This is a genomic window from Bacillus sp. DX3.1, from assembly GCF_030292155.1.
GTDB lineage: Bacteria > Bacillota > Bacilli > Bacillales > Bacillaceae_G > Bacillus_A.
This window is the reverse complement of the sequence record NZ_CP128153.1, coordinates 239,549-260,000: the sequence shown is the minus strand read 5'-3', so window position 1 is coordinate 260,000 and position 20,452 is coordinate 239,549. Positions and strand designations below refer to the sequence as shown.

At 37.7% G+C, this 20,452-nt stretch carries 18 protein-coding genes (1 of these 18 only partly in view); 2 read left to right on the top strand and 16 right to left on the bottom strand.

Translation table 11 applies throughout. The annotated features are described in order from the left end of the window. A protein-coding gene (locus QRE67_RS01430) for a SprT family protein (RefSeq protein ID WP_286123229.1) crosses the window boundary here: on the bottom strand, positions 1-187 show its start. Its footprint begins 272 nt before the window's first position; 187 of the gene's 459 nt are visible here — the first part of the coding sequence; its start codon is at positions 185-187; the stop codon falls past the left edge of the window. A gap of 252 nt (positions 188-439) precedes the next feature. Between QRE67_RS01430 and cmpA the strand changes: the two genes are divergently transcribed. Beyond that, entirely contained in the window at positions 440-556 is a 117-nt protein-coding gene (gene cmpA / locus QRE67_RS01425; protein ID WP_286123227.1) for a cortex morphogenetic protein CmpA, read from the top strand. Between the two features lie 196 nt (positions 557-752). Here the strand turns inward: cmpA and QRE67_RS01420 are convergent, their stop codons facing one another. From QRE67_RS01420 to acpS, 6 genes are all read right to left on the bottom strand, one after another. Continuing rightward, positions 753-2,921 carry a Tex family protein gene (locus tag QRE67_RS01420; protein ID WP_286123225.1) on the bottom strand — a complete coding sequence of 723 codons (2,169 nt, stop codon included), beginning with the start codon at positions 2,919-2,921 and terminating at the stop codon, positions 753-755. 64 nt (positions 2,922-2,985) lie between these two features. Continuing rightward, positions 2,986-3,336 carry a type II toxin-antitoxin system endoribonuclease NdoA gene (gene ndoA, locus QRE67_RS01415; protein WP_098338158.1) on the bottom strand — a complete coding sequence of 117 codons (351 nt, stop codon included), beginning with the start codon at positions 3,334-3,336 and terminating at the stop codon, positions 2,986-2,988. Positions 3,337-3,340: 4 nt separating this feature from the next. Continuing rightward, positions 3,341-3,628, bottom strand: coding sequence for an antitoxin endoai (locus tag QRE67_RS01410; protein ID WP_286123223.1), 288 nt, complete (start codon positions 3,626-3,628; stop codon positions 3,341-3,343). A 385-nt stretch (positions 3,629-4,013) separates the two neighbouring features. Then, on the bottom strand, positions 4,014-5,183 hold the full coding sequence (gene alr, locus QRE67_RS01405) for an alanine racemase (RefSeq protein ID WP_286123222.1): 1,170 nt from the start codon (positions 5,181-5,183) through the stop codon (positions 4,014-4,016). Between the two features lie 123 nt (positions 5,184-5,306). Next, entirely contained in the window at positions 5,307-6,254 is a 948-nt protein-coding gene (locus QRE67_RS01400) for a LolA family protein (protein ID WP_286125167.1), read from the bottom strand. Between the two features lie 155 nt (positions 6,255-6,409). Further along, complete coding sequence (gene acpS / locus QRE67_RS01395; RefSeq protein WP_286123221.1) at positions 6,410-6,769, bottom strand: holo-ACP synthase; 360 nt, start codon at positions 6,767-6,769, stop codon at positions 6,410-6,412. 94 nt (positions 6,770-6,863) lie between these two features. Between acpS and QRE67_RS01390 the strand changes: the two genes are divergently transcribed. Continuing rightward, positions 6,864-7,412 (top strand): rhomboid family intramembrane serine protease, encoded by a 549-nt coding sequence (locus QRE67_RS01390; protein WP_286123220.1) that lies wholly within the window; start codon positions 6,864-6,866, stop codon positions 7,410-7,412. Between the two features lie 162 nt (positions 7,413-7,574). Here QRE67_RS01390 and cshA read toward each other — a convergent pair whose 3' ends face one another. The 9 genes from cshA to QRE67_RS01345 all read right to left on the bottom strand — a co-directional run bounded on the left by cshA (position 7,575) and on the right by QRE67_RS01345 (position 20,441). Next, entirely contained in the window at positions 7,575-9,122 is a 1,548-nt protein-coding gene (cshA, locus tag QRE67_RS01385) for a degradosome RNA helicase CshA (RefSeq protein WP_286123218.1), read from the bottom strand. 306 nt (positions 9,123-9,428) lie between these two features. After that, complete coding sequence (locus tag QRE67_RS01380) at positions 9,429-10,805, bottom strand: UDP-N-acetylmuramoyl-tripeptide--D-alanyl-D-alanine ligase (RefSeq protein ID WP_286123217.1); 1,377 nt, start codon at positions 10,803-10,805, stop codon at positions 9,429-9,431. Positions 10,806-10,864: 59 nt separating this feature from the next. Further along, complete coding sequence (locus tag QRE67_RS01375; protein WP_286123216.1) at positions 10,865-11,953, bottom strand: D-alanine--D-alanine ligase; 1,089 nt, start codon at positions 11,951-11,953, stop codon at positions 10,865-10,867. Positions 11,954-12,235: 282 nt separating this feature from the next. Further along, positions 12,236-13,510 (bottom strand): MDR family MFS transporter, encoded by a 1,275-nt coding sequence (locus QRE67_RS01370; RefSeq protein WP_286123215.1) that lies wholly within the window; start codon positions 13,508-13,510, stop codon positions 12,236-12,238. Between the two features lie 110 nt (positions 13,511-13,620). Continuing rightward, a complete protein-coding gene (bcaP, locus tag QRE67_RS01365; RefSeq protein ID WP_286123214.1) occupies positions 13,621-15,036 on the bottom strand; it encodes a branched-chain amino acid transporter BcaP in 1,416 nt (471 codons plus the stop codon). Positions 15,037-15,385: 349 nt separating this feature from the next. Next, a complete protein-coding gene (locus tag QRE67_RS01360; protein ID WP_286123213.1) occupies positions 15,386-16,558 on the bottom strand; it encodes a homogentisate 1,2-dioxygenase in 1,173 nt (390 codons plus the stop codon). Next, the gene (locus tag QRE67_RS01355; RefSeq protein WP_286123212.1) at positions 16,524-17,480 is read right to left on the bottom strand and encodes a fumarylacetoacetate hydrolase family protein; all 957 of its coding nucleotides are present in this window, start codon (positions 17,478-17,480) and stop codon (positions 16,524-16,526) included. Before QRE67_RS01355 ends, QRE67_RS01360 begins: the two co-directional genes overlap by 35 nt. A gap of 195 nt (positions 17,481-17,675) precedes the next feature. After that, complete coding sequence (gene hppD / locus QRE67_RS01350; RefSeq protein WP_286123211.1) at positions 17,676-18,794, bottom strand: 4-hydroxyphenylpyruvate dioxygenase; 1,119 nt, start codon at positions 18,792-18,794, stop codon at positions 17,676-17,678. Positions 18,795-19,571: 777 nt separating this feature from the next. Beyond that, on the bottom strand, positions 19,572-20,441 hold the full coding sequence (locus tag QRE67_RS01345) for a MurR/RpiR family transcriptional regulator (RefSeq protein WP_286123210.1): 870 nt from the start codon (positions 20,439-20,441) through the stop codon (positions 19,572-19,574). Positions 20,442-20,452: the final 11 nt, after the last annotated feature.

Genomic DNA, 20,452 nt, shown 5'->3' with positions numbered 1-20,452 from the left:
CAATCAATTCTTCTTTCCCGTACATTTCATAATAACGATAATTCAATTCTATATTATGACTTTGTAATAAATATCTCCCACCAGTTGTGCGTAATCGTTTATTGAACGTTGCTTTATGTAAGAAAACCTTCCCAAAGTACTTCAACGATATTTCTTCTACAAGTCTTTGAACCTCTATTTCATCCATCTTTATTTCCCCTAACTAAAAAAATAAACTTACACTTTTCTCTCTTCCTGCACATATATTAAATAGTACATATACCCATACTCAGTCATAACGTGAAACTTCTATCAGCGGACACTTTCTTCATCCCCACTGATAGAGCAAACCCTCATCAATCAGACTCTTATGAGCAGTTACCACTCGCTTTGTTTCCTCTGCATTTCGGGGTGTGGTTTTACTGCCTGTTAGAGCGGGATAAAACAAGGAGGGATTCATATGCCCGTATGGCTTCGCAAGCAAATGCGACGTGCCTATTATGAAAAAAACCGGTATCAAATTAGATTGCTGAACGAATGCTGGTTTTATTATAACAAAACACATCAGAACTCCTAATAAGTGAAACTTTAATCAGTGAGGGCTTTCTTCATCCCTCTACTGATTATTAGTTTCACCAATCTGACTTTTACAGGCAGTTTATCCCCCACCTAACTTCTTTGCTTTTTGCTGAATTTTGAAGTGGAGGTATTACTGCACGCGAATAGCAGGATAAAAAGAAGGGAGCAGTCTCATCCCTACTCCCTTCTTTTTATTACTCGATTGGTAACATAGATAATGCAACGCGACCTTTTTTCATATCAACGTCATCTACCCATACCTTTACAATTTGTCCGACCGATACAATATCTAACGGATGTTTTACAAATCGCTTACTCAATTTCGAAATATGAACTAAACCATCTTGTTTTACACCTATATCCACAAATGCACCAAAGTCAACAACATTACGAACTGTTCCTTCTAATTCCATACCACGTTTTAAGTCTTCTAATTTCAAAATTCCCTTTTTCAAAAGTGGCTTTGGTAACTCATCACGCATATCCCGTTCCGGACTAATCAAAGCATCTATAATATCCACTAATGTTGGCTCTCCAATATTCGTTTCTTGAGATAATTTAGAAAGCTCTACATCCTCTAAACATTTCTGCAAATGCGGTTGCCCTACATCATCAAAAGATAATCCTAAGCTTTTTAATAGTAATTCTACATTTTTATACTGCTCTGGATGAATACTTGTTCGATCCAGTGGATTTTCACCTTCTAGTATACGTAAGAAACCAATACATTGTTCGTACGTTTTCGCACCTAAACGCGGTATTTTCTTTAGTTCTGCCCGTTTTGTAAACTTCCCATCTTCCTCACGTTTATTTACAATATTTTTCGCAACCGTCTTTGACAAACCGGAAACATATTGTAATAGAGCAACTGAAGCTGTATTCACATTTACTCCAACTTGGTTAACAGCTGTTTCCACAACAAATGTTAATGATTCATTTAATCTCTTTTGTGATACATCATGTTGATATTGCCCTACTCCAACTGACTTCGGATCAATCTTCACAAGCTCAGCCAGTGGATCTTGCAAACGTCGTCCAATGGAAACCGCACTTCTTTCCTCAACTTGGAAATCCGGAAATTCCTCACGGGCCAAATCAGAAGCTGAATATACACTAGCACCAGCTTCATTGACGATAATATAGAATACATCTCGCGTAACTGTTTGCAATACATCTACAATAAATTCTTCTGTTTCTCGAGAAGCTGTACCATTTCCAATCGCAATCATCTCAACTTGATATTTTTCTAAAATGGAAGTGACCTTCGCTTTTGCATCTTCATATTTTCTAACAGGAGGATGAGGATAAATTACATCAATATAAAGAACCTTCCCTGTATCATCCACCACTGCTAACTTACACCCTGTTCGGTATGCTGGATCAACCGCTAATACAACTTTGCCTTTCATTGGCGGCTGCAACAACAAATTACGTAAATTCTCAGAGAAGATATGAATAGCTTGTTCTTCTGCCGTTTCAGTCAATTCTTTTCGAATTTCTCGTTCAATTGACGGTTGAATTAATCGCTTATATCCATCTTCAACTGCAAATTGTACATAAGATGCGCTTTGGGAATGAAAATCACGAATCACTTTTTTATGTAAAAAACGAACGATTTCTTCTACCGGCAGGACAATAGAAACTTTTAGAATATCCTCTTTTTCACCACGGTTCATCGCCAGCACACGATGCGGCACAATTTTTTGCAACGGTTCTTCATAGCTATAATACATTTCATATATATTTTTTTCATCCTTCTCTTCATCTTTTACAGAAGAAGAAATCATCCCTTTTTTAAAGGTAACATTACGAACCCAGCTACGACACGCTGCATCATCCGATACGATTTCAGCAATAATATCTTGCGCACCTTGCAACGCCTCTTCAGAGGATTGAACTTCTTTTCCAGCGTCAATAAATAACTTTGCCTTATCTACCGGATTTTCTTTTGTAAACAGAAGTAACCACTCCGCTAACGGCTCTAATCCTTTTTCCTTCGCAATTGTTGCTTTTGTTCTTCTTTTTTCTTTATAAGGACGATACAAGTCTTCCAATTCCTGCAACTTAGTCGCGGATACAATATTACGACGCAGCTCTTCTGTTAACTTTCCTTTTTCATCAATAAGACGGAGCACTTCTTCTTTCCGGCCCTCAAGCTGCATCATATATTGCCATCTTTCTAAAATCTCACGAATTTGCACTTCATCTAAAGAACCTGTCCATTCTTTTCGGTAACGAGCAATAAATGGAACTGTGTTACCTTCTTCTGTTAATTGAATAACATTGCGAACTTGCTTTTCTGTAAACCCTAATTCTTTCACTAACATCTTCATTAACGCTTGTCGATTATCTACCATTTCCATATACAACTGAAACCTCCCTAATAAAAAAAGTTGCCCTTAAAAGAGAGCAACTTAAACTGCCGATTTAAAAATCTATTAGTCCTAAACTAATTTGTAAAGCTTCATCTACACGACTCATCATCAGCTCATCTAAGTGAGTGATTTTGTCCGTTAAGCGTTGCTTATCGATTGTTCGAATCTGTTCGAGCAAAATAACAGAATCCCTCTCAAATCCGTACTTTTTCGCATCAATTTCCACATGTGTGGGTAATTTTGCTTTTTGAATCTGCGCAGTAATAGCCGCTACAATTACAGTCGGACTAAAACGATTTCCGATGTCATTTTGAATGACAAGAACCGGACGAACGCCTCCTTGCTCAGAACCAACAACTGGGGAAAGGTCTGCAAAATACACGTCGCCGCGTTTTACAATCAAAATATTACCCCCCGCTAACTAAGCGTTCTACTGTATGAGCTGCTTCATACTCTGCTAAGAAAGCTTCAGATGCAATACCAAGATTAATTTTTCCCATTTCAATATACCCACGTCGCATTGATTCATGTTGGTAGCGTTTCTTTGTCTTATGTTGACGCAATAACAGTTTTGTTGCCTGGCAAATTAGTTCATGGCGATTCTTATTCTCTAGTTTTCCAATTACGTCCAATTCTGTTACCATCTGCTTTGGCAACCGAATCACGATTTCAGTAGTTACACTTGATTCGGACACAAAAATACACCTCCACCGTCAACTACACACCCAAATATATATGACACCTATTGTAATAATACCATTGTATGGAGCCTGTTGCAAAGACTTCCTTATTCCCTGTTTATGTTTTCCAATTCACAAACAAAACATTCACTCTCTCGTACTTTTTATCTCATTTAAACAGGAAATACCCTCTCTATAGCTCTAATCGAAGGCCATCAACCATGATGACAAATATAAAGTGAAACTTTGATCAGCGGGGTTTTCTTCATCCCCCACTGATTATTAACCCTCACCAATCGAGCTTTTGCGGGCAGTTTATCCCCTACCTAACTTCTTTGCTTCTTACCGAATTTTGAAGTAGGGGTATTACTGCCCGCGAATAATGGGGTAAAAAGGATATTTATATATCATTCAAATAATTTATGACTTCTACCACTTTACCATCTCTAATAAATACACGAGGAACACGAAAACTGATTGTCGCGATAATTTCATAGTTAATCGTTCCAGAATACTCCGCAACCTCAGTTGCACTAATGTATTCATCCCCCTGTTTTCCAATAAGCGTAACCTTCGTTCCAAGCGGGACTTCACAAGGAAGATGCAACATGAATTGATCCATTGTAATCCTACCTACAATCGGAACTCTTTTCCCGTTCACAAGCACCTTAAAACCTTGTAATCTCCTGAGCCATCCATCCGCATATCCAACAGGAACCGTAGCAATCCACTCTTCTGTTCTCGTTCGATAAGTGACATTATAACTAATCCCATCACCTTTGATTACCTCTTTAATATGCGCTACCGTTGTATGAAATGAAAGTGCCGGTTCTAATTTAATAGGCAAGAACGGACGTATTTCTACAGACGGCGTTAGTCCATACATTGCGATTCCAAGCCGCACAGCATTAAACGTAATACCATGAAACCGCATGGTCGCTGCACTATTAGCTGTATGAATAAACTCTGGATCCACTCCAAATTCCTTTAACCAACTAAGCTGTTCCAAAAACGTATTATATTGCTTATCAAAGTAAGAAGTCTCCACTTCGTCCGCAGTTGAAAAATGCGTATACACTCCTTCTAGTTCAAAAAACGGAGCATCTTCTAAGCTTCGTAAAAAACCTTTTAATTCTTCGCGTTTCCGAATTCCAATTCTCCCCATACCACTATCGAAATTAATATGAAAACGTAGCGGCACCGAGCTCTCCCAAATTTCTATCGCCTCTTCGATCCATCCCTTTTGAAAAACAGTTAATGCCACATCATTTTCAGCAGCTACATTGACATCACGTGGTGGTGATGGGCCTATCACTAAAATTGGTGCGGTAATCCCCGCTCGGCGAAGCACTAATGCCTCATCTAAAAAGGCAACCGCTAATCTTGTTGCTCCTGCCTCCAATGCGGTTCTTGCGACTGGAACATAGTCATGTCCATATGCGTTCGCTTTTACCACAGCGAAAATCTCTACATCTTCTGGGATGATTTCTTTGATGTGAGTTACATTGTTATAAATTGCATCCAAATCTACTTCCACCCACGTATCACGGTAAAACGGTGATTCTTCCATATAAAAAAACACTTCCTTTATACGATATGCAAAGCTTATTCTTTTATATCCGTTTTTTTATGAAATCTATCCCACAAAACAAGAAAAGAACGTGGCGCACGCAAGTCACCACGTCTAAGAAGTTTATTTCACCTGCTTTTCTGCAACAGAACGAGCTACCATTAACAACTCATTTGGTTCTAAACCTTTAGACACGAGCATATATTCCACTCCGTTATGCGACCACGTAAGGGAATCTTTTGTTAATGCACCAATCGTGAAACCAAGATCGACTAACTCTCCACTTACACCTATTGGAGTTGCAGTCACTGCAACCTTCTCCTTCTCTTGTATTAATGTAAAAGACTTCTTATTTCCAATGTATGTGAGTATCGCACGCTTGCCACTATCTGTCTTTAACTCTTTCTCCTCTTTTAATTCCATACCTTGCGGTGTATCACGTGGATATAAAATAGCAAATGGCTTTTCTTCCTTTGCTGTTGTTTGTATGTCCACTTGTGCACGAGACATATTTTGTTTCGTATCAAATGCACCTTTATCAAACTTCGCACCAAACTTCACTTTTGAAAATTCCACTTGTACGAGAACATTTTGGTCACCATCCATTAATTTCACTGAAACAGGCGCTAAATCACTTTTATTAAACGTGATTTCTTGCTTCGGTAACATATTTTGATGGTGATAATTCGTTTTTGTTTTAAAAATATAATGTTTATCTGTTTTCTTAAACGAAAGACTCTTATCTTTTAAAATATCTCTTACAAGTGACTCATACAAATACGCTTGGCTGCTATTTTGCGGCCAATCACTTTGAAATCGAAAACTTTTATTAAGAGATGGCGTTAAAACGAATACTCCTTCATTATTTCGTAAAATAATTTGACTTTGATCCTTTTTCGCATTCTTTAAATTCACACGATAATAAGTAGGTTCTTTATACCAAACTTCCACGTTATATTCCTGTGGTTCATTGCCCGTTTTAATAGATAATTTTGCTTCCGCTTGATAACTCTTCATATTCTTAACTTTCGCATCTAAATCTCGCACTACATCTTCTTGTTTCTTTTCCATACAGCCCGCTAATACAAAAACGGTCAATAAACCGACAATAAACAAAAATAGCCGCCTTTTCATACTTTCAGCCCCTTTGCCCCTATAAATGAATGGAAGAAAATCCTTCCTTATCGCTACTCAAATATATGAGACAAAGATGTAAAATATGCAGACTAGCGTGACGAGCTTTCTAAAACAACTTGCGCCACAGCGAACTCTCGACTATGACTAATAGATAGATGAACAAGATGCTCTGTATTCGCAAAGACAATCGGCTTACCTCTATCATCATTTCGTATTTCAATATCTAAAAAGCTCACTTCTTTTCCAATACCAGTTCCAACTGCTTTAGAATACGCTTCTTTCGCTGCAAATCTTCCAGCTACAAATTCCACAAGACGATGTCCTTTTAATTCAGCAGCAACGTTTCGTTCTCGCTCTGTTAAAATACGCTCCATAAATTTAAGTTTTCCATCTAGCATTTTTTCAATTCTCTCCAGTTCGATAATATCGATTCCAATCCCTATAATCATTTCACAAATTTCCTTTCTTCTATTTGTTCTCCTTCATTCATATTGTAAGAATAACAGAGAATCTTTCTGCTGCAAAAGGAGTGAATATATAAATATGCCAATCCCACATATACGGATTACCTTATCACCCGTTATTCTCTCTTTACTCTGCTTGCAATTCATCATGGTTGTATTAGGCGATTTTTTCTTTTCTACTACAGCTGCCTATAACGAATATATTGCCAAAGGAGAATGGTGGCGGTTTATAACTTCTCTATTTATACATATAGACTTAGGGCACTTTTTCTCCAATAGCATTTGTCTCTTTTTTCTCGGTCAATCTATCGAAAAACAGCTAGGTAGCATCTCTTTTGCCATTTTATTTTTTATTGCTGGCATTAGCGGTAATATTTTCTCTTATTTCATCATGCCCCTCGGGTACGTACATGCCGGTGCATCGGGCGGGATTTTCGGATTACTTGGCGCACAGCTCTTTATTTTATACAGTCGCTATCGGTCCCCAAAAACAAAAGAAGTATTTCTATTTTCTTCAATTATAATTATTTTACTTAGCTTTACATTCTTCGATCATTCCGCTAACCCCATCAGCCATTTAACTGGATTATTAATCGGTGGTATCCTTACTCCATTTTTAATAAAGTGAAACTTTGATTAGTGGATTTTTTCTTCACTCCCCACCTAATTTTTTTGCTTTCTGCCAAACTTTAAGGTAGGGGTATTACTGCCCAATAATAACTCTCAAACGAATCCATACACCTTACATTTCATAAAAAAGAGGATGCCCTGTTGGACATCCTCTTTTTTATTAAGCTTGTGGTTTACGGCTATGACTTTTTCTTTCGCCGCGTCCATTAGAAGATCCTGGACGACCTTGACCTTCACCTTTGCGACCACGATTACGGTTACCATCGCGATTACGACCATCACCACGACCATCACGATTGCGGCCATCGCCACGACCATCACGACTACGGTTACGGTTACCATCACGATATCCACTTCCGTTACCGCCACGGTTTTTAGCACCTCTTGAAACAACAGGTGGTTCTGATGTTAAAGCAATCGGTGTTGTATCCGGCTCTTTTGTCATCATTTTTAAAGCAGCTGCTACAATCGCTACAGAATCATGCTCTTCTAACATTTCTTCTGCAATACGCTTGTAGTATGATAAGTTTTCACTTTCAATTGTGCTTTGTAGTTTTTCTGCGATTAAACGTTGTTGACCTTCTAATGCCTCATCTAATGTCGGAGGAGTCATACGATCAATTTTACGTTTTGTTGTACGCTCGATATTTTTTAATTGTCCAGACTCACGAGGTGTTACGAATAACATCGCCATTCCTTTTTTACCAGCACGGCCCGTACGACCAATGCGGTGAACGTATGATTCTGGATCTTGTGGAATATCAAAGTTGTATACGTGTGTTACGCCTGAAATATCAAGACCACGTGCTGCTACGTCTGTTGCAACAAGAACTTCAATAGAACCTTCTTTAAATTTACGTAATACTGACATACGTTTTGCTTGTGTTAAATCACCATGAATACCTTCTGCTGCATAACCACGTAAGTTCAATGCTTCAGATAATTCATCAACACGACGCTTTGTACGACCGAACACGATTGCAAGTTCTGGAGATTGAATATCTAGTAAGCGTGTTAACACGTCAAACTTTTTCTTTTCTTGCACTTCTACATAGAACTGCTGAATGTTTGGCATTGTTACTTCTTTTGCTTTTACTTTAATATGTTGAGGTTCAGTCATGAAACGCTCAGCAATACGACGGATCGGGTCTGGCATTGTTGCTGAGAATAATAATGTTTGATGTGTTTCTGGCACATCTGTTAAAATTGCTTCAATATCTTCAATGAAGCCCATGTTTAACATTTCATCCGCTTCATCAAGAACCACTGTTTCTACGTTTTGTAGACGAAGTGTTTTACGGTTGATGTGATCTAAAATACGTCCCGGCGTACCAACAATAATGTGTGGGTGTTTTTTTAGAGCACGGATTTGGCGGTTAATATCTTGACCACCATAAATTGGTAGAATACGAACACGCTTATGCTTACCAATTTTGTAAAGTTCTTCACCAACTTGAATTGCTAATTCTCGCGTTGGAGCGATAACAATCCCTTGAATTGTTTCTTTATTTGTATCCACTTTATCTAATAGTGGTAATCCGAATGCAGCTGTTTTCCCTGTACCTGTTTGCGCTTGCCCAATAATATCTTTACCTTGCAATGCATGTGGAATTGTTTCAGCTTGAATTGGCGTAGCCTCTTCAAAGCCCATACTTTCAACCGATTGCAGTAAAGAATCACTTAATCCTAATTCTCGAAATGTTGTCAATGTTACTTCTCCTTTTCTATCCTATACTTATCATTTAAAAAAAGGCGTTTTCCGTATATGCGGAAAAGCCCTTTTCCTGAATGCTCACGTATATAAACGGGCGTATATTCTTCATGAAAATACTTCTAAACGTTATCACACTTTATCAATTATAAGTTTTGTATGTGCAAAAAGCAAACCCCAACTGTTACCTTATTTCACATAAAGAGCTTTTTTCTTCACTTTACCTTTTCAAATGTGTAACTGTAAGCGCTTATTATTAGTTTCTTCTCTTTTTGCATTTATAATCCCATTTACATACTCCAATTATTTCAACAACGTAATGACTTCTTCTAACTTCATCCCGCGAGATGCTTTTACTAATACAACGTCTTTTACATCAACGACTGCCTGTAAATCTTTTACAAGTTTTTCTTTATTATCATACGCTTTTACACGTTCACTTGAAAAATTAATTTTTGCACCTTCTGCAATTTGTGCCCCTAGTGTACCATATGTAAACACGTAGGAGATTCGTGCTGGATCAATTAATTTTCCAACTTCATAATGAAATTGTACTTCTTGATTGCCAAGCTCTAACATATCACCAAGAACAACGATTTTCTTAGAAAATCCATCTAGCCCATTCATTAAATGAAATGCAGCTTCCATCGCCGTTGGACTTGCATTATATGCGTCATTAATGATTGTTAATCCTGCATCTGTTTTTACAATTTCCATGCGCATACCTGTCATTTTTAGCGTCACTAAACCTTGTTTCATCTCTTCTGATGTTACACCGAAAAATTTAGCAATCGCCATTGATGCTAATGCGTTGTATACATTATGTTTCCCAAGAACGGGAAGATAAAATACAACATTTTCATCTTGATTCATCTTAAAATACGTCCCTGTTGCCTGTAGCGTTACAGAAGTCGGATAATAGTCATTTGCTCTTGCATCACCAAATGTAATTGTCTCAGCAAGCAGGTTCATGTTTGGAACACGATTTGTTAATAGGGGTTCATCTCCATTATATACAAATACTCCGCCGTCTTGTAGCCCTGTTACAATTTCTAATTTTGCCTCAGCAATTGCATCACGAGATCCTAAATCCATCAAATGAGCTTCTCCAATATTTGTAATGATTGCAGCGTTTGGACGAGCTAACTTAGATAAAAATTCAATTTCACCTCGGCTAGACATTCCCATCTCTAATACAGCCATTTCTGTATCTTCCTCTAAGCTTAAAATTGTAAGAGGCAGACCAATATGATTATTAAAGTTTCCTTCTGTCTTTTGGACTTTAAACTTTGTTGCAAGCAAGCTTGTCACGATATCTTTTGTAGACGTCTTACCGTTACTCCCTGTTACACCTACAACTTTTACATCTAACTGATCACGATAACTTTTTGCTAATGTTTGTAATGCTTCTAACGTATCTTCAACGAAAATGACAGGTAAATGCGCAGGTGGATTCGGTACATCCTTTTTCCAAAATGTTGCCGCAGCACCATTTTCAATCGCTTTATCCACAAAAGAATGCCCATCAAAACGATCACCTTGAATAGGAATATATAAATTCCCTTGTTCAATCTTTCGCGTATCAATTGATACACCTTGTACAACGGTATGAACATACTCTTCTACTAAACCTGTACCACCCGTCATTTGTTCCACTTGTTTTAACGTGCGTTTCATCATAAAAAACACTCCTTACATAGAAGAAACACTATTCTCTTGAATAGTGCTCCCCCTTTTAGTTAGATTGTATATTTAATTTTTTGTTTTTCTTCGTGACGCTCAATCGCCAAACGAATCAATTCTTCAATTAACTGCGGATACGGTAAGCCTGTATGTTGCCATAACAGCGGGAACATACTAAATGGAGTAAAGCCAGGCATCGTATTTACTTCATTAATGTATACTTCGCCGTCTTTTGTTAAAAAGAAATCTGCTCTTGTTAATCCCGCACCATCTAAAGATTGGAATGCACTGATTGCATCTCTTTGAATCGTTGCCGACTCTTCTTCTGTAATTTCAGCTGGAATAATTAATGCCGTATCGCCATCAATGTATTTTGATTTATAATCGTAAAACTCTTTCTTCGGTACAATTTCACCAACAACAGAACATTTTGGCTCATCATTACCTAAAACACCAACTTCCACTTCACGACCAACAATATTTTCTTCTACGATAATTTTGCGGTCAAATTGGAACGCTTCTTCAAATGCATGTTCTAACTCTTCACGATCTTTACATTTATTAATACCAACACTTGAACCAAGGTTTGCCGGTTTTACAAAACATGGATACCCTAATACTTCTTCTACTTTTTCATAAGCTTCCTGACGATTTTTCTCCCATACACTGCGAATGAAAGATGCATATTTTGCTTGCTTCAATCCTGCTTCAGCAAAGATATTTTTCATAACAACTTTATCCATACCTGCCGCTGATGCCAATACACCGTTACCAACGTATGGAATGTTCATTAATTCTAATAATCCTTGTACTGTTCCATCTTCACCATTCGGACCGTGTAACAGTGGGAAAATAACATCAATTGAATCTTCTTGATTAGAAGATGCAGCTGGAATAATTTCTGTACTTAATGCTACTGGAGAAATCACATTTTCTTCTCCATTCATTTGCAACGCTTGCACGTTTGTTACTTCCCCTTCAATGCGTTCACCGCGCATCCATTGGCCTTGCTCTGTAATATAAATTGGATGAATCTCGAATTTTTCTTGATCTAACGCTTTAATAGCAGCAAGAGCTGTTTGTAATGAAACTTGATGCTCTGCTGATTTTCCACCATATAATAAACCTAATTTAATTTTCGTCAATGAAATCACCCTAACCAATTGTTTTCATTTTTCTATTTTAGCACTTTTTATGAAAATAGGTAGTTCCTATTTGAAATAAAATGAAACTTCTATCATTGGGGTTTTCTTCATCACCCCATGGCGGAAAGCTCCGCCAATCGAACTCTACTTAATATTTATCCCCCTGTAACGTCCTTATTTTGATTCGTCGAAGTAAGATAACTACATTGCCTCTTCATTTTTTCTAGTTATGTACCTAAAATATATGAAAAAATACTTCTTTTTGTGTATGTCACCCACCAATTAGGATGACTGTTTCACCACATCTCCCTTTTGTTTTTGTTCTACAAGACGATCTAACGAAATATATACAAGACCTGCCACTACACATCCCACTCCTAAAATCGTAAATAACAGGTGCCCTAGCAAGCGATCGAGCAACAATCCCCCAAGAAGCGGACCAAATGCACTCCCTGTAATCCACTGCAAGCTAGCTGCTCCCATATACGTACCTCGCAAATGCTCTGGTGCCAAATTCGCTACAAACGTCATTTGTACGGGCGACATAATCATTTCACCTAACGTATACACTGCATAAACAATCAGTAACGTAATCAGAATAACAGTCCCATTTGTTCCTAATTCCCCAAACCATTTTGGCAGCCATCCAATGAAAAACAATCCAATCCCAAATAACCAAGCTCCATATAACATCGTCCTGCCAACCGGCTTATCTGTTGCCCATTTAGAAATTTGAAATTGAAAAAGAACAACCAATAAACCATTTAAAGCCATTAAATATGGATACGGATTATTTTTACCAAATATCTCTTTCATTTCGTTATCAAAATGGAGCGGTAGCATGCCCTCCGTTTGGGAAAAACCCATCGAAATAATAATACCGGCTAACAAATAAATCAGTAGTACCTTATCTCGCAACACAACTTTCCAAACAGATCCTGATTCTTTTTCCTTATTATCTTTCTGATTTCCTTCAATTTTCGGCATCGTTTCTTGAATGAGTATGAGTACAAGAAGAGCATAAAATAGCATCGTGGATGACGCAATAATAAAAATAAGATTTTTAGAAAGGACAACTACCGAAGCCCCCATAATCGGTCCAATCGCTGCACCGATATTATGTCCCATTCGTAATAAACCGTAAGCTTCCGTTCTCTTCTCAGGCGCTGTCACATCTGCCACCATCGCAGATGCAGCTGGATGAAACAGCGAATTACTTAAACCTAAAAAAATGGACAAAATCGCATACGGGATAAACCCATCTATAAATAAGAAACCGAGCATTAAAATCGCATTACTCACCATCGAAAATACCATAATCGGCTTCCTACCATATATATCAGCAATTCTTCCCCCTATAAGAGAACCAAAGCTTGCGGCAATTGGAGAAAGTGCCATAATAATTCCTACTTCTAATAAGGAATCTACTTTATCTTTTAAATACAATGCAAAAAATGGCATTAGCATCATCATCGCAATTCCATTTAAAGTTTCTCCAATAAAACGAATCCATACGTTACGATCCATCGCTTGTAACTCGCGCCATGTTTGTTTCATCTGTCCCACCCCCCTTTAATCGACCACTCCTCATCTTATAATATTTTTAGAAAAATGTAAATTTTCAAAATAAAAACACCGTTCTTTCCTACTAAGAACGGCGCTTTCTCTTATAAATTCGCTACATCTTTATTATCTTTTTTATTACCCAGAACGCTATGTTTCCGGCTATAGAAGAAGTAAACCACTACACCAATCGCCAGCCAAATACCAAAACTCATCCAAGCCACTCCTGACAATTGTAACATTAGGTACAGACAGAAGATGACTGTTAATGCAGGCAAAAATGGTACAAGCGGCGCTTTAAACGCACGCGGTAAATCTGGATGTGTTTTTCTCATTACAATAACAGCAATTGCTACAAGTGCAAAGGCGGATAATGTCCCCATATTTACAAGGTGTGCTAATACATTTAAATCAATGAGACCTGAAATTAATGCTGCAACAATACCTGTTGTCCACGTATTGAAAAATGGTGTTTTAAATTTCGGATGAACTTTTGCAAGACGTTTCGGTAATAACCCATCACGGCTCATTGCATACGATACGCGAACTTGACCATACATCATTACTAACATAACTGTCGTAATCCCTGTGATAGCACCTACCGAAATAACGCCAGCTAAGCTATCTTGTCCAATAAATTGAAGAGCAAATGCTACTGGATCAGAAATATTCAACTGCCCATAAGGAACAATTCCTGTCAAAATAAGTGAAACAACAATATAAAGAATTGTACAAATGAGTAATGATGCAATAATACCAATTGGCAAGTCACGCTGCGGTCGCTTAACCTCTTCCGCCGCTGTCGATACGGCATCAAAGCCAATGAAAGCAAAGAACACCGTTGCTGCTCCCGCCATAACACCATCAAGACCAAATGGCATGAAAGGTGTCCAGTTTTCAGGTTTTACATAATTAAAACCAGCAAAGATAAATATGAGCACGACTGCCAACTTAATAAATACCATAATATTATTTACGCGAGCACTTTCACGAACACCTCTGGATAAAAGCGCAGTCATAATTAAAATAATAATAACAGCTGGTAAATCAATGAGACCGCCTTTCCCCGTTCCGGGGGCAGACGATAAAACAGTTGGGAGATGAATACCAAACCCTTTTAGTAACGATTGGAAATAAGCAGACCAACCGTTCGCTACAGCTGATGTGGCTAGCAAGTATTCAAGCATTAAATCCCATCCAATTAGAAACGCAAATACCTCTCCCATCGTCGCATACGTGTACGTGTAAACACTTCCCGAAACAGGAACAGACGATGCAAACTCAGCATAACAAAATGCGGCAAAGGCACAAGCTAATGCTGCTATAGCAAAAGATAGAATAATAGCTGGTCCAGAATGCTTCGCTGCTACAACACCAGTGAGAACAAAAATTCCAGTTCCTACAATAGCACCTATCCCTAGCATCGTTAAATCTAGCGCCCCTAACGTTCGCGCCAATGTTTTTTGCTTACTTTCTTGCATCAATTGTGTGATCGGTTTTTTTTGAAAGATTTGCTTCATAGCATGCACCTCTTAGTTTTAATTTTCTGAAAATTTTTAATTTGTGTTTTTATTTTACTTGGAACATATTTTTTAGTCAATACATTTGTCGAAATAAAAAGAAAAATACCATTTCATAATAAATTAAAAGGATCTACATACTACTCAACACTTGGTGTTATCACGTTTATTCACCAGGTTAAATATTTAGCGAATCGACATGTAACAACACAACGAATATACAAATAATGTATATAGCTATATTTCTATATCTTTTTATAGATGTTTTTGATATTCTATAAACTGTCGATTCCAAATAAAAGAAAGAGGTACACTCATTTCATGAGCATGCCTCTTTCTTTTATTTCTTCTATTTCACAGTATGCGTGCCTTCTTCAAGCCAGCTATACATATACTTCTCATCTTCCGTTTCATGCGCTTGCTTCACAATACGAAGCGGGCGGAATGTGTCAATCATCACTGCAAGCTCAATCGTTTCCTTTTTCCCTAAACTTGCTTCCGTTTTCCCAGGGTGTGGTCCATGGGGAATACCACTCGGATGAAGTGTAATCGAACCTTCTTCGACACCTTTTCTACTCATAAAATTACCCTCTACATAATAAAGAACTTCATCGCTATTCACGTTGCTATGATAATAAGGTGCTGGGATTGCTTCCGGATGATAATCATATAACCGCGGAACAAAGGAACAAATAACAAAGTTATGTCCTTCAAACGTTTGGTGAACTGGAGGCGGCTGATGAATACGCCCTGTAATTGGTTCAAAATCCTCCACATTAAAGACCCAAGGGTATAAATAGCCATCCCAACCGACAACATCTAACGGATGATGTTGCATGACATATTTATGCATATAGCCCCTCGACTTTGTCATCACGACAAACTCGCCTTTTTCATCATATGTTTCTAGCTTCTCTGGTCCCCGCAGATCCCTCTCGCAAAACGGACTATGTTCTAACAATTGACCGTATTCATTTCGATAGCGACGCGGCGTTGTAATTTGACTATTTGCTTCTACAACAAGAAATTTCGATTCTCCTTCATCTGGAATAACCCGATAAATGGTCCCGATTGGGATTGTAACATAATCGCCTTTTCGATAATGAATTGTACCAAACATCGTCTCAATTTTCCCAGATCCATAATGAATGAATAACATTTCATCTCCATCACCATTACGATAGAAATAATCCATTTTCTCCGTTGGATTTACAACACCGATTAGTAAGTCTTCATTTCCTAATAGAAAATTCCTTCCGTTCACGGCATCTCCTGTTTTTCTGCATTCTTTCGTGCGAAAATGGCGATGAGCAAGCGCCACATCTTCTTCATACTGCAATTTACAAGAATTTGCTACCGACGCATGACCTACTTCGGTTGGCATATAATGATGATATAAAATAGATTGCGTTCCCGAGAAGCCTTTTGTTCCCATTACTTGTTCACGATAAAGTGATCCATCTTCCTTGCGAAACTGTACATGTCGTTTACGAGGAAGTTCCCCCATGCGACGATAATACATGCCCATCCCCCGCTTTCATTTCTTTTTTCACTGTATTACGCAGCGTTCCTAGCCCGGTAATCGTAAGCTCTACAACATCGCCATCTTGCAGCCAGTTTTCTGTGCCAAGCTCTAAAATACAACCAGTACCAACCGTACCAGAACCAATTACATCTCCCGGATATAACGTAACATCTTGTGAAGCACGCTCTATCATTTCTGCAAACGTATAATAAATATCTTTGAAATTTCCTTTTGACAAAAGTTCTCCATTCACACGAGCGGTCATCTCTAAATCATACTGTTCATCCGTACGATAAACATCTAACTCCTCTTTCGTGACAAGATAAGCCCCTAATGAAGTAGAAAAGTCCTTTCCTTTCGCTGGACCAAGTCCTACTTTCATCTCCTGTGCCTGTAAATCTCTTGCACTCCAGTCATTCATAATGCAATAACCAAAAATATATTCTTCCGCTTGTTCACGGGAAATATTTCTTCCTTCTCTCCCAATGACACAAGCAATTTCTAATTCATAGTCAAGCTTTTGTGATAACTTCGGACGAGAAACAATATCCTCTGGTCCGATTACAGCACGATGATTTGTGAAATAAAAAACGGGAATATCATACCACTCTGATACAACATCTAACCCGCGGCGTCCACGAGCTGTTTTTACATGTTGTTCAAATGCGTAAAAATCCCGAATGCTACCTGGGTTTGGAATGGCTGCACAAAGCTGCACATCTTCCACATGATATACGCCATTTTCTGGACTTTGCATATTACGCGCTACTTCTATATACTCATCTGCTTTCTCTAAAAAAGCGAGCATGGACGAAGGAAGCACTCCTTTACTTGCAATGCTCATATCAATTACTTTGTCACCTTCAAGCCAACCAGCTCGCATTTCTTGTGAAGGAAGACGAAATGTAACAAATTTCATCAATTTTCCTCCTCACTGTTCATCTAAAGTGAAACTTTAATCGGTGGGGGTTTTCTCCATCCCCCACTGATTATTAGCCCTCACCAATCGGGCTTTTACGGGCAGTTTATCCCCCACCTAACTTCTTTGCTTCCGCTTAATTTTGAGGTGGGGGTATTACCGCCCGTTAATGCGGGATAAAATAATGCTTTATTTTTATAGATTTCCGCGACGCGCTTGCTCTCTCTCAATCGATTCAAATAGAGCTTTGAAGTTTCCTTCTCCAAATCCACGAGAACCTTTACGTTGAATAATTTCAATAAATAACGTTGGACGATCCACGATTGGCTTCGTGAAAATTTGTAATAAATAACCCTCTTCATCGCGGTCTACGAGAATTTTAAGCTCTTTTAGTTTTTCAATTTCTTCATCAATTTCACCGACACGCGCTGTTAACTCATCATAATACGTAGCTGGTGTATCTAAAAACTCAACTCCATTTTCACGAAGTGCTTTAACAGTTTTCACAATATCACTTGTCAACAATGCAAGATGCTGCACACCTGCACCATTATAAAATTCTAAGTACTCTTGAATTTGTGATTTACGCTTTCCATCTGCCGGCTCATTAATCGGGAACTTAATGCGGCTTCCATTTGTCATTACTTTTGACATTAACGCGGAATATTCTGTGCTAATATCATCATCGTCAAAATGAATCATTTGTTTAAAGCCCATTACATTTTCGTAATAACTTACCCACTCTTCCATTTTTTCAACGTTACCAACAACATGATCAACAGCGATTAAACCTGATTCTTCACTTGGAATTTCAAATTCAGCTTTCTCATAACCAGGCATAAATGTACCTTTGTAATTTTTACGCTCGACAAGTGTATGGATTGTATCGCCGTACGTACCAATGACTGCCTTTTTCAATGTCCCATGCTCATCAGTCAACTCTTCTGGTGGAGCAATTGCAATCGCACCACGTTTTATAGCTTCTGAATATGCTTTTTCAACATCCTCGACAAGTAGCGCCACATCTTTAATACCATCGCCATGAAGCTTTACAAACTCCGCAATGCGGCTCTCACTATTTAAAGTTCCTGACACAACAAAACGCATGTTTTTTTGCACAAGAACATAGGATACTTTTTCGCGGTTCCCTGTTTCTAGCCCAGAATATGCAACAATTTTAAATCCAAAAGCTCTTGCAAGATAATAACTGGATTGCTTTGCATTTCCAACATAGAATTCTAGATGGTCGACATCACGTACCGGAAAAAAATCCTCCATTTGTGCAGCTAACGTATCCATAGATTTTTGTTTCATAATTTCTTCATCCCCCTGTAAATAAATTAAATGTTATATACTTCGGATTAACAAAAAACACTTCCAGTCACCAACAAAAAAATTAGTTAGCGAGCTAACTATTTTCTGACCTTTAAAATTTTCTATCTTTTCTGTCAAATTCCTCTTTTTTCTTCTATATAAAATTCGACTTTTTTCTATTTAGAACAACGTCCCAATTAATTGAGGCGTGTAAACAACGTGACCGTCAAAATATTACGAAAAAAAAAACAAAAAAGGAATGACAATAACAATGCCGCACTTATAGAAATGTTCAAAGGAAAGGGAAAGAAATACGAGAACAGATGAAAATGTTTTATACTCAAATTTATGAGAAAGTATAATTGAAATATGATAAGTAACTAAAAAAGAATGTTCAGTGCTATAAAGTTCTATAAAGTTCTATAAAGTTCTATATATCGTTTATCCGAGGATCGTTATCGAATGTGAGATCATTGCGTTGTGTATTGTCGGTGCAACAATTCATCCATGGGGTCGTATCATTCCTCGCTGGATATTACTAATTGCCGTTTGGGGTATATGTAGGTTACTTCCCACATCCATCAACTTAAGAAATTTATTGTTTTGGGGGCACTTCAAAATCTTGGCTTGATGACGATGTTGTGACCCCCTTAGTAGTAAAAGTTACACAAAGCAAAGAAGCCTTATCTTAAGTAGATATAGGCTCTTTAAGCAGTGATTCAATAACTAAAAGGCGAAAATCACAGATGATTACTTTGTACTGAGATTTATTATGCTTTATGTCTTAGATGAATTTCTTCCCGTGAATCTTAATACAGATTCTCTTGAACGTTCAATTTCCTTTATATTTTCATCGTAATATTTTGATGCATATGCATAGAAGATAATGTTAATAGTCAGAAATTGTGCAAATAGTGAACTTGTTGCTGCACTACGAAATTTAGCCTCTGGTGCACGAACATGCTGTAAAGACATATCGACTTTGTTAGTTAATCTATTGTTCCCAAATCGCGATAATCCAATTGTTTGAATACCAGATACTTTAGCAATATCAACAAGTCGCAGTACTTCTTCGGTTTCTCCACTATTGGATATACCGATAAAAACACAATTTTTTGTTGATGCAGCAAGTGCTGTAGCCGTGATATGTGCATCTTGATTTGCACTCACAATCTTTCCTAAACGTAACCATTTATGAGTAATATCTTCTGCAACGAGCCATGAAGCTCCTAATCCATAGACATAAATAATATCCGCATTTCTCATAGTTTCAACTATTTGGTCAAGAACGACTTCATCCAAATAAAGTGCTGTTTCTTGTATCACTTGTACAGAGTTGGAAACTATTTTGTCTTTAATGGCTGTTATTGTTTCATTTGGTTCAATGTCATAAAAACCTTTCTTCTCTGGTCGTGAGATATGCGATGATAAAGACACTTTTAACTCTGAAAAACTAGCAATTTCAATAGAACGACAAAGTCTAGTAACCGCAGAACTACTAGCATTAGCATGAGTAGCTAATTCATGTATAGTCATTCTAATAACTTCTTGAGGATTATTTAAAATATATTGTGCTATTTTCTTTTCAGATTTCGGTAATTGATGTAATAAACTTTCAATTTTTAACAATACATTTACAACATGCATATTGAATTTCT

Excerpts from the sequence above, each read along its gene's own strand:
- cmpA (WP_286123227.1), top strand. The coding sequence starts at position 440 with ATGCCCGTATGGCTTCGCAAGCAAATGCGACGTGCCTATTATGAAAAA.
- QRE67_RS01420 (WP_286123225.1), bottom strand. The coding sequence starts at position 2,921 with ATGGAAATGGTAGATAATCGACAAGCGTTAATGAAGATGTTAGTGAAA.
- alr (WP_286123222.1), bottom strand. The coding sequence starts at position 5,183 with ATGGAAGAATCACCGTTTTACCGTGATACGTGGGTGGAAGTAGATTTG.
- QRE67_RS01400 (WP_286125167.1), bottom strand. The coding sequence starts at position 6,254 with ATGGAAAAGAAACAAGAAGATGTAGTGCGAGATTTAGATGCGAAAGTT.
- acpS (WP_286123221.1), bottom strand. The coding sequence starts at position 6,769 with ATGATTATAGGGATTGGAATCGATATTATCGAACTGGAGAGAATTGAA.
- QRE67_RS01390 (WP_286123220.1), top strand. The coding sequence starts at position 6,864 with ATGCCAATCCCACATATACGGATTACCTTATCACCCGTTATTCTCTCT.
- QRE67_RS01380 (WP_286123217.1), bottom strand. The coding sequence starts at position 10,805 with ATGATGAAACGCACGTTAAAACAAGTGGAACAAATGACGGGTGGTACA.
- QRE67_RS01370 (WP_286123215.1), bottom strand. The coding sequence starts at position 13,510 with ATGAAACAAACATGGCGCGAGTTACAAGCGATGGATCGTAACGTATGG.
- bcaP (WP_286123214.1), bottom strand. The coding sequence starts at position 15,036 with ATGAAGCAAATCTTTCAAAAAAAACCGATCACACAATTGATGCAAGAA.
- QRE67_RS01360 (WP_286123213.1), bottom strand. The coding sequence starts at position 16,558 with ATGTATTATCGTCGCATGGGGGAACTTCCTCGTAAACGACATGTACAG.
- QRE67_RS01355 (WP_286123212.1), bottom strand. The coding sequence starts at position 17,480 with ATGAAATTTGTTACATTTCGTCTTCCTTCACAAGAAATGCGAGCTGGT.
- hppD (WP_286123211.1), bottom strand. The coding sequence starts at position 18,794 with ATGAAACAAAAATCTATGGATACGTTAGCTGCACAAATGGAGGATTTT.
- QRE67_RS01345 (WP_286123210.1), bottom strand. The coding sequence starts at position 20,441 with ATGCATGTTGTAAATGTATTGTTAAAAATTGAAAGTTTATTACATCAA.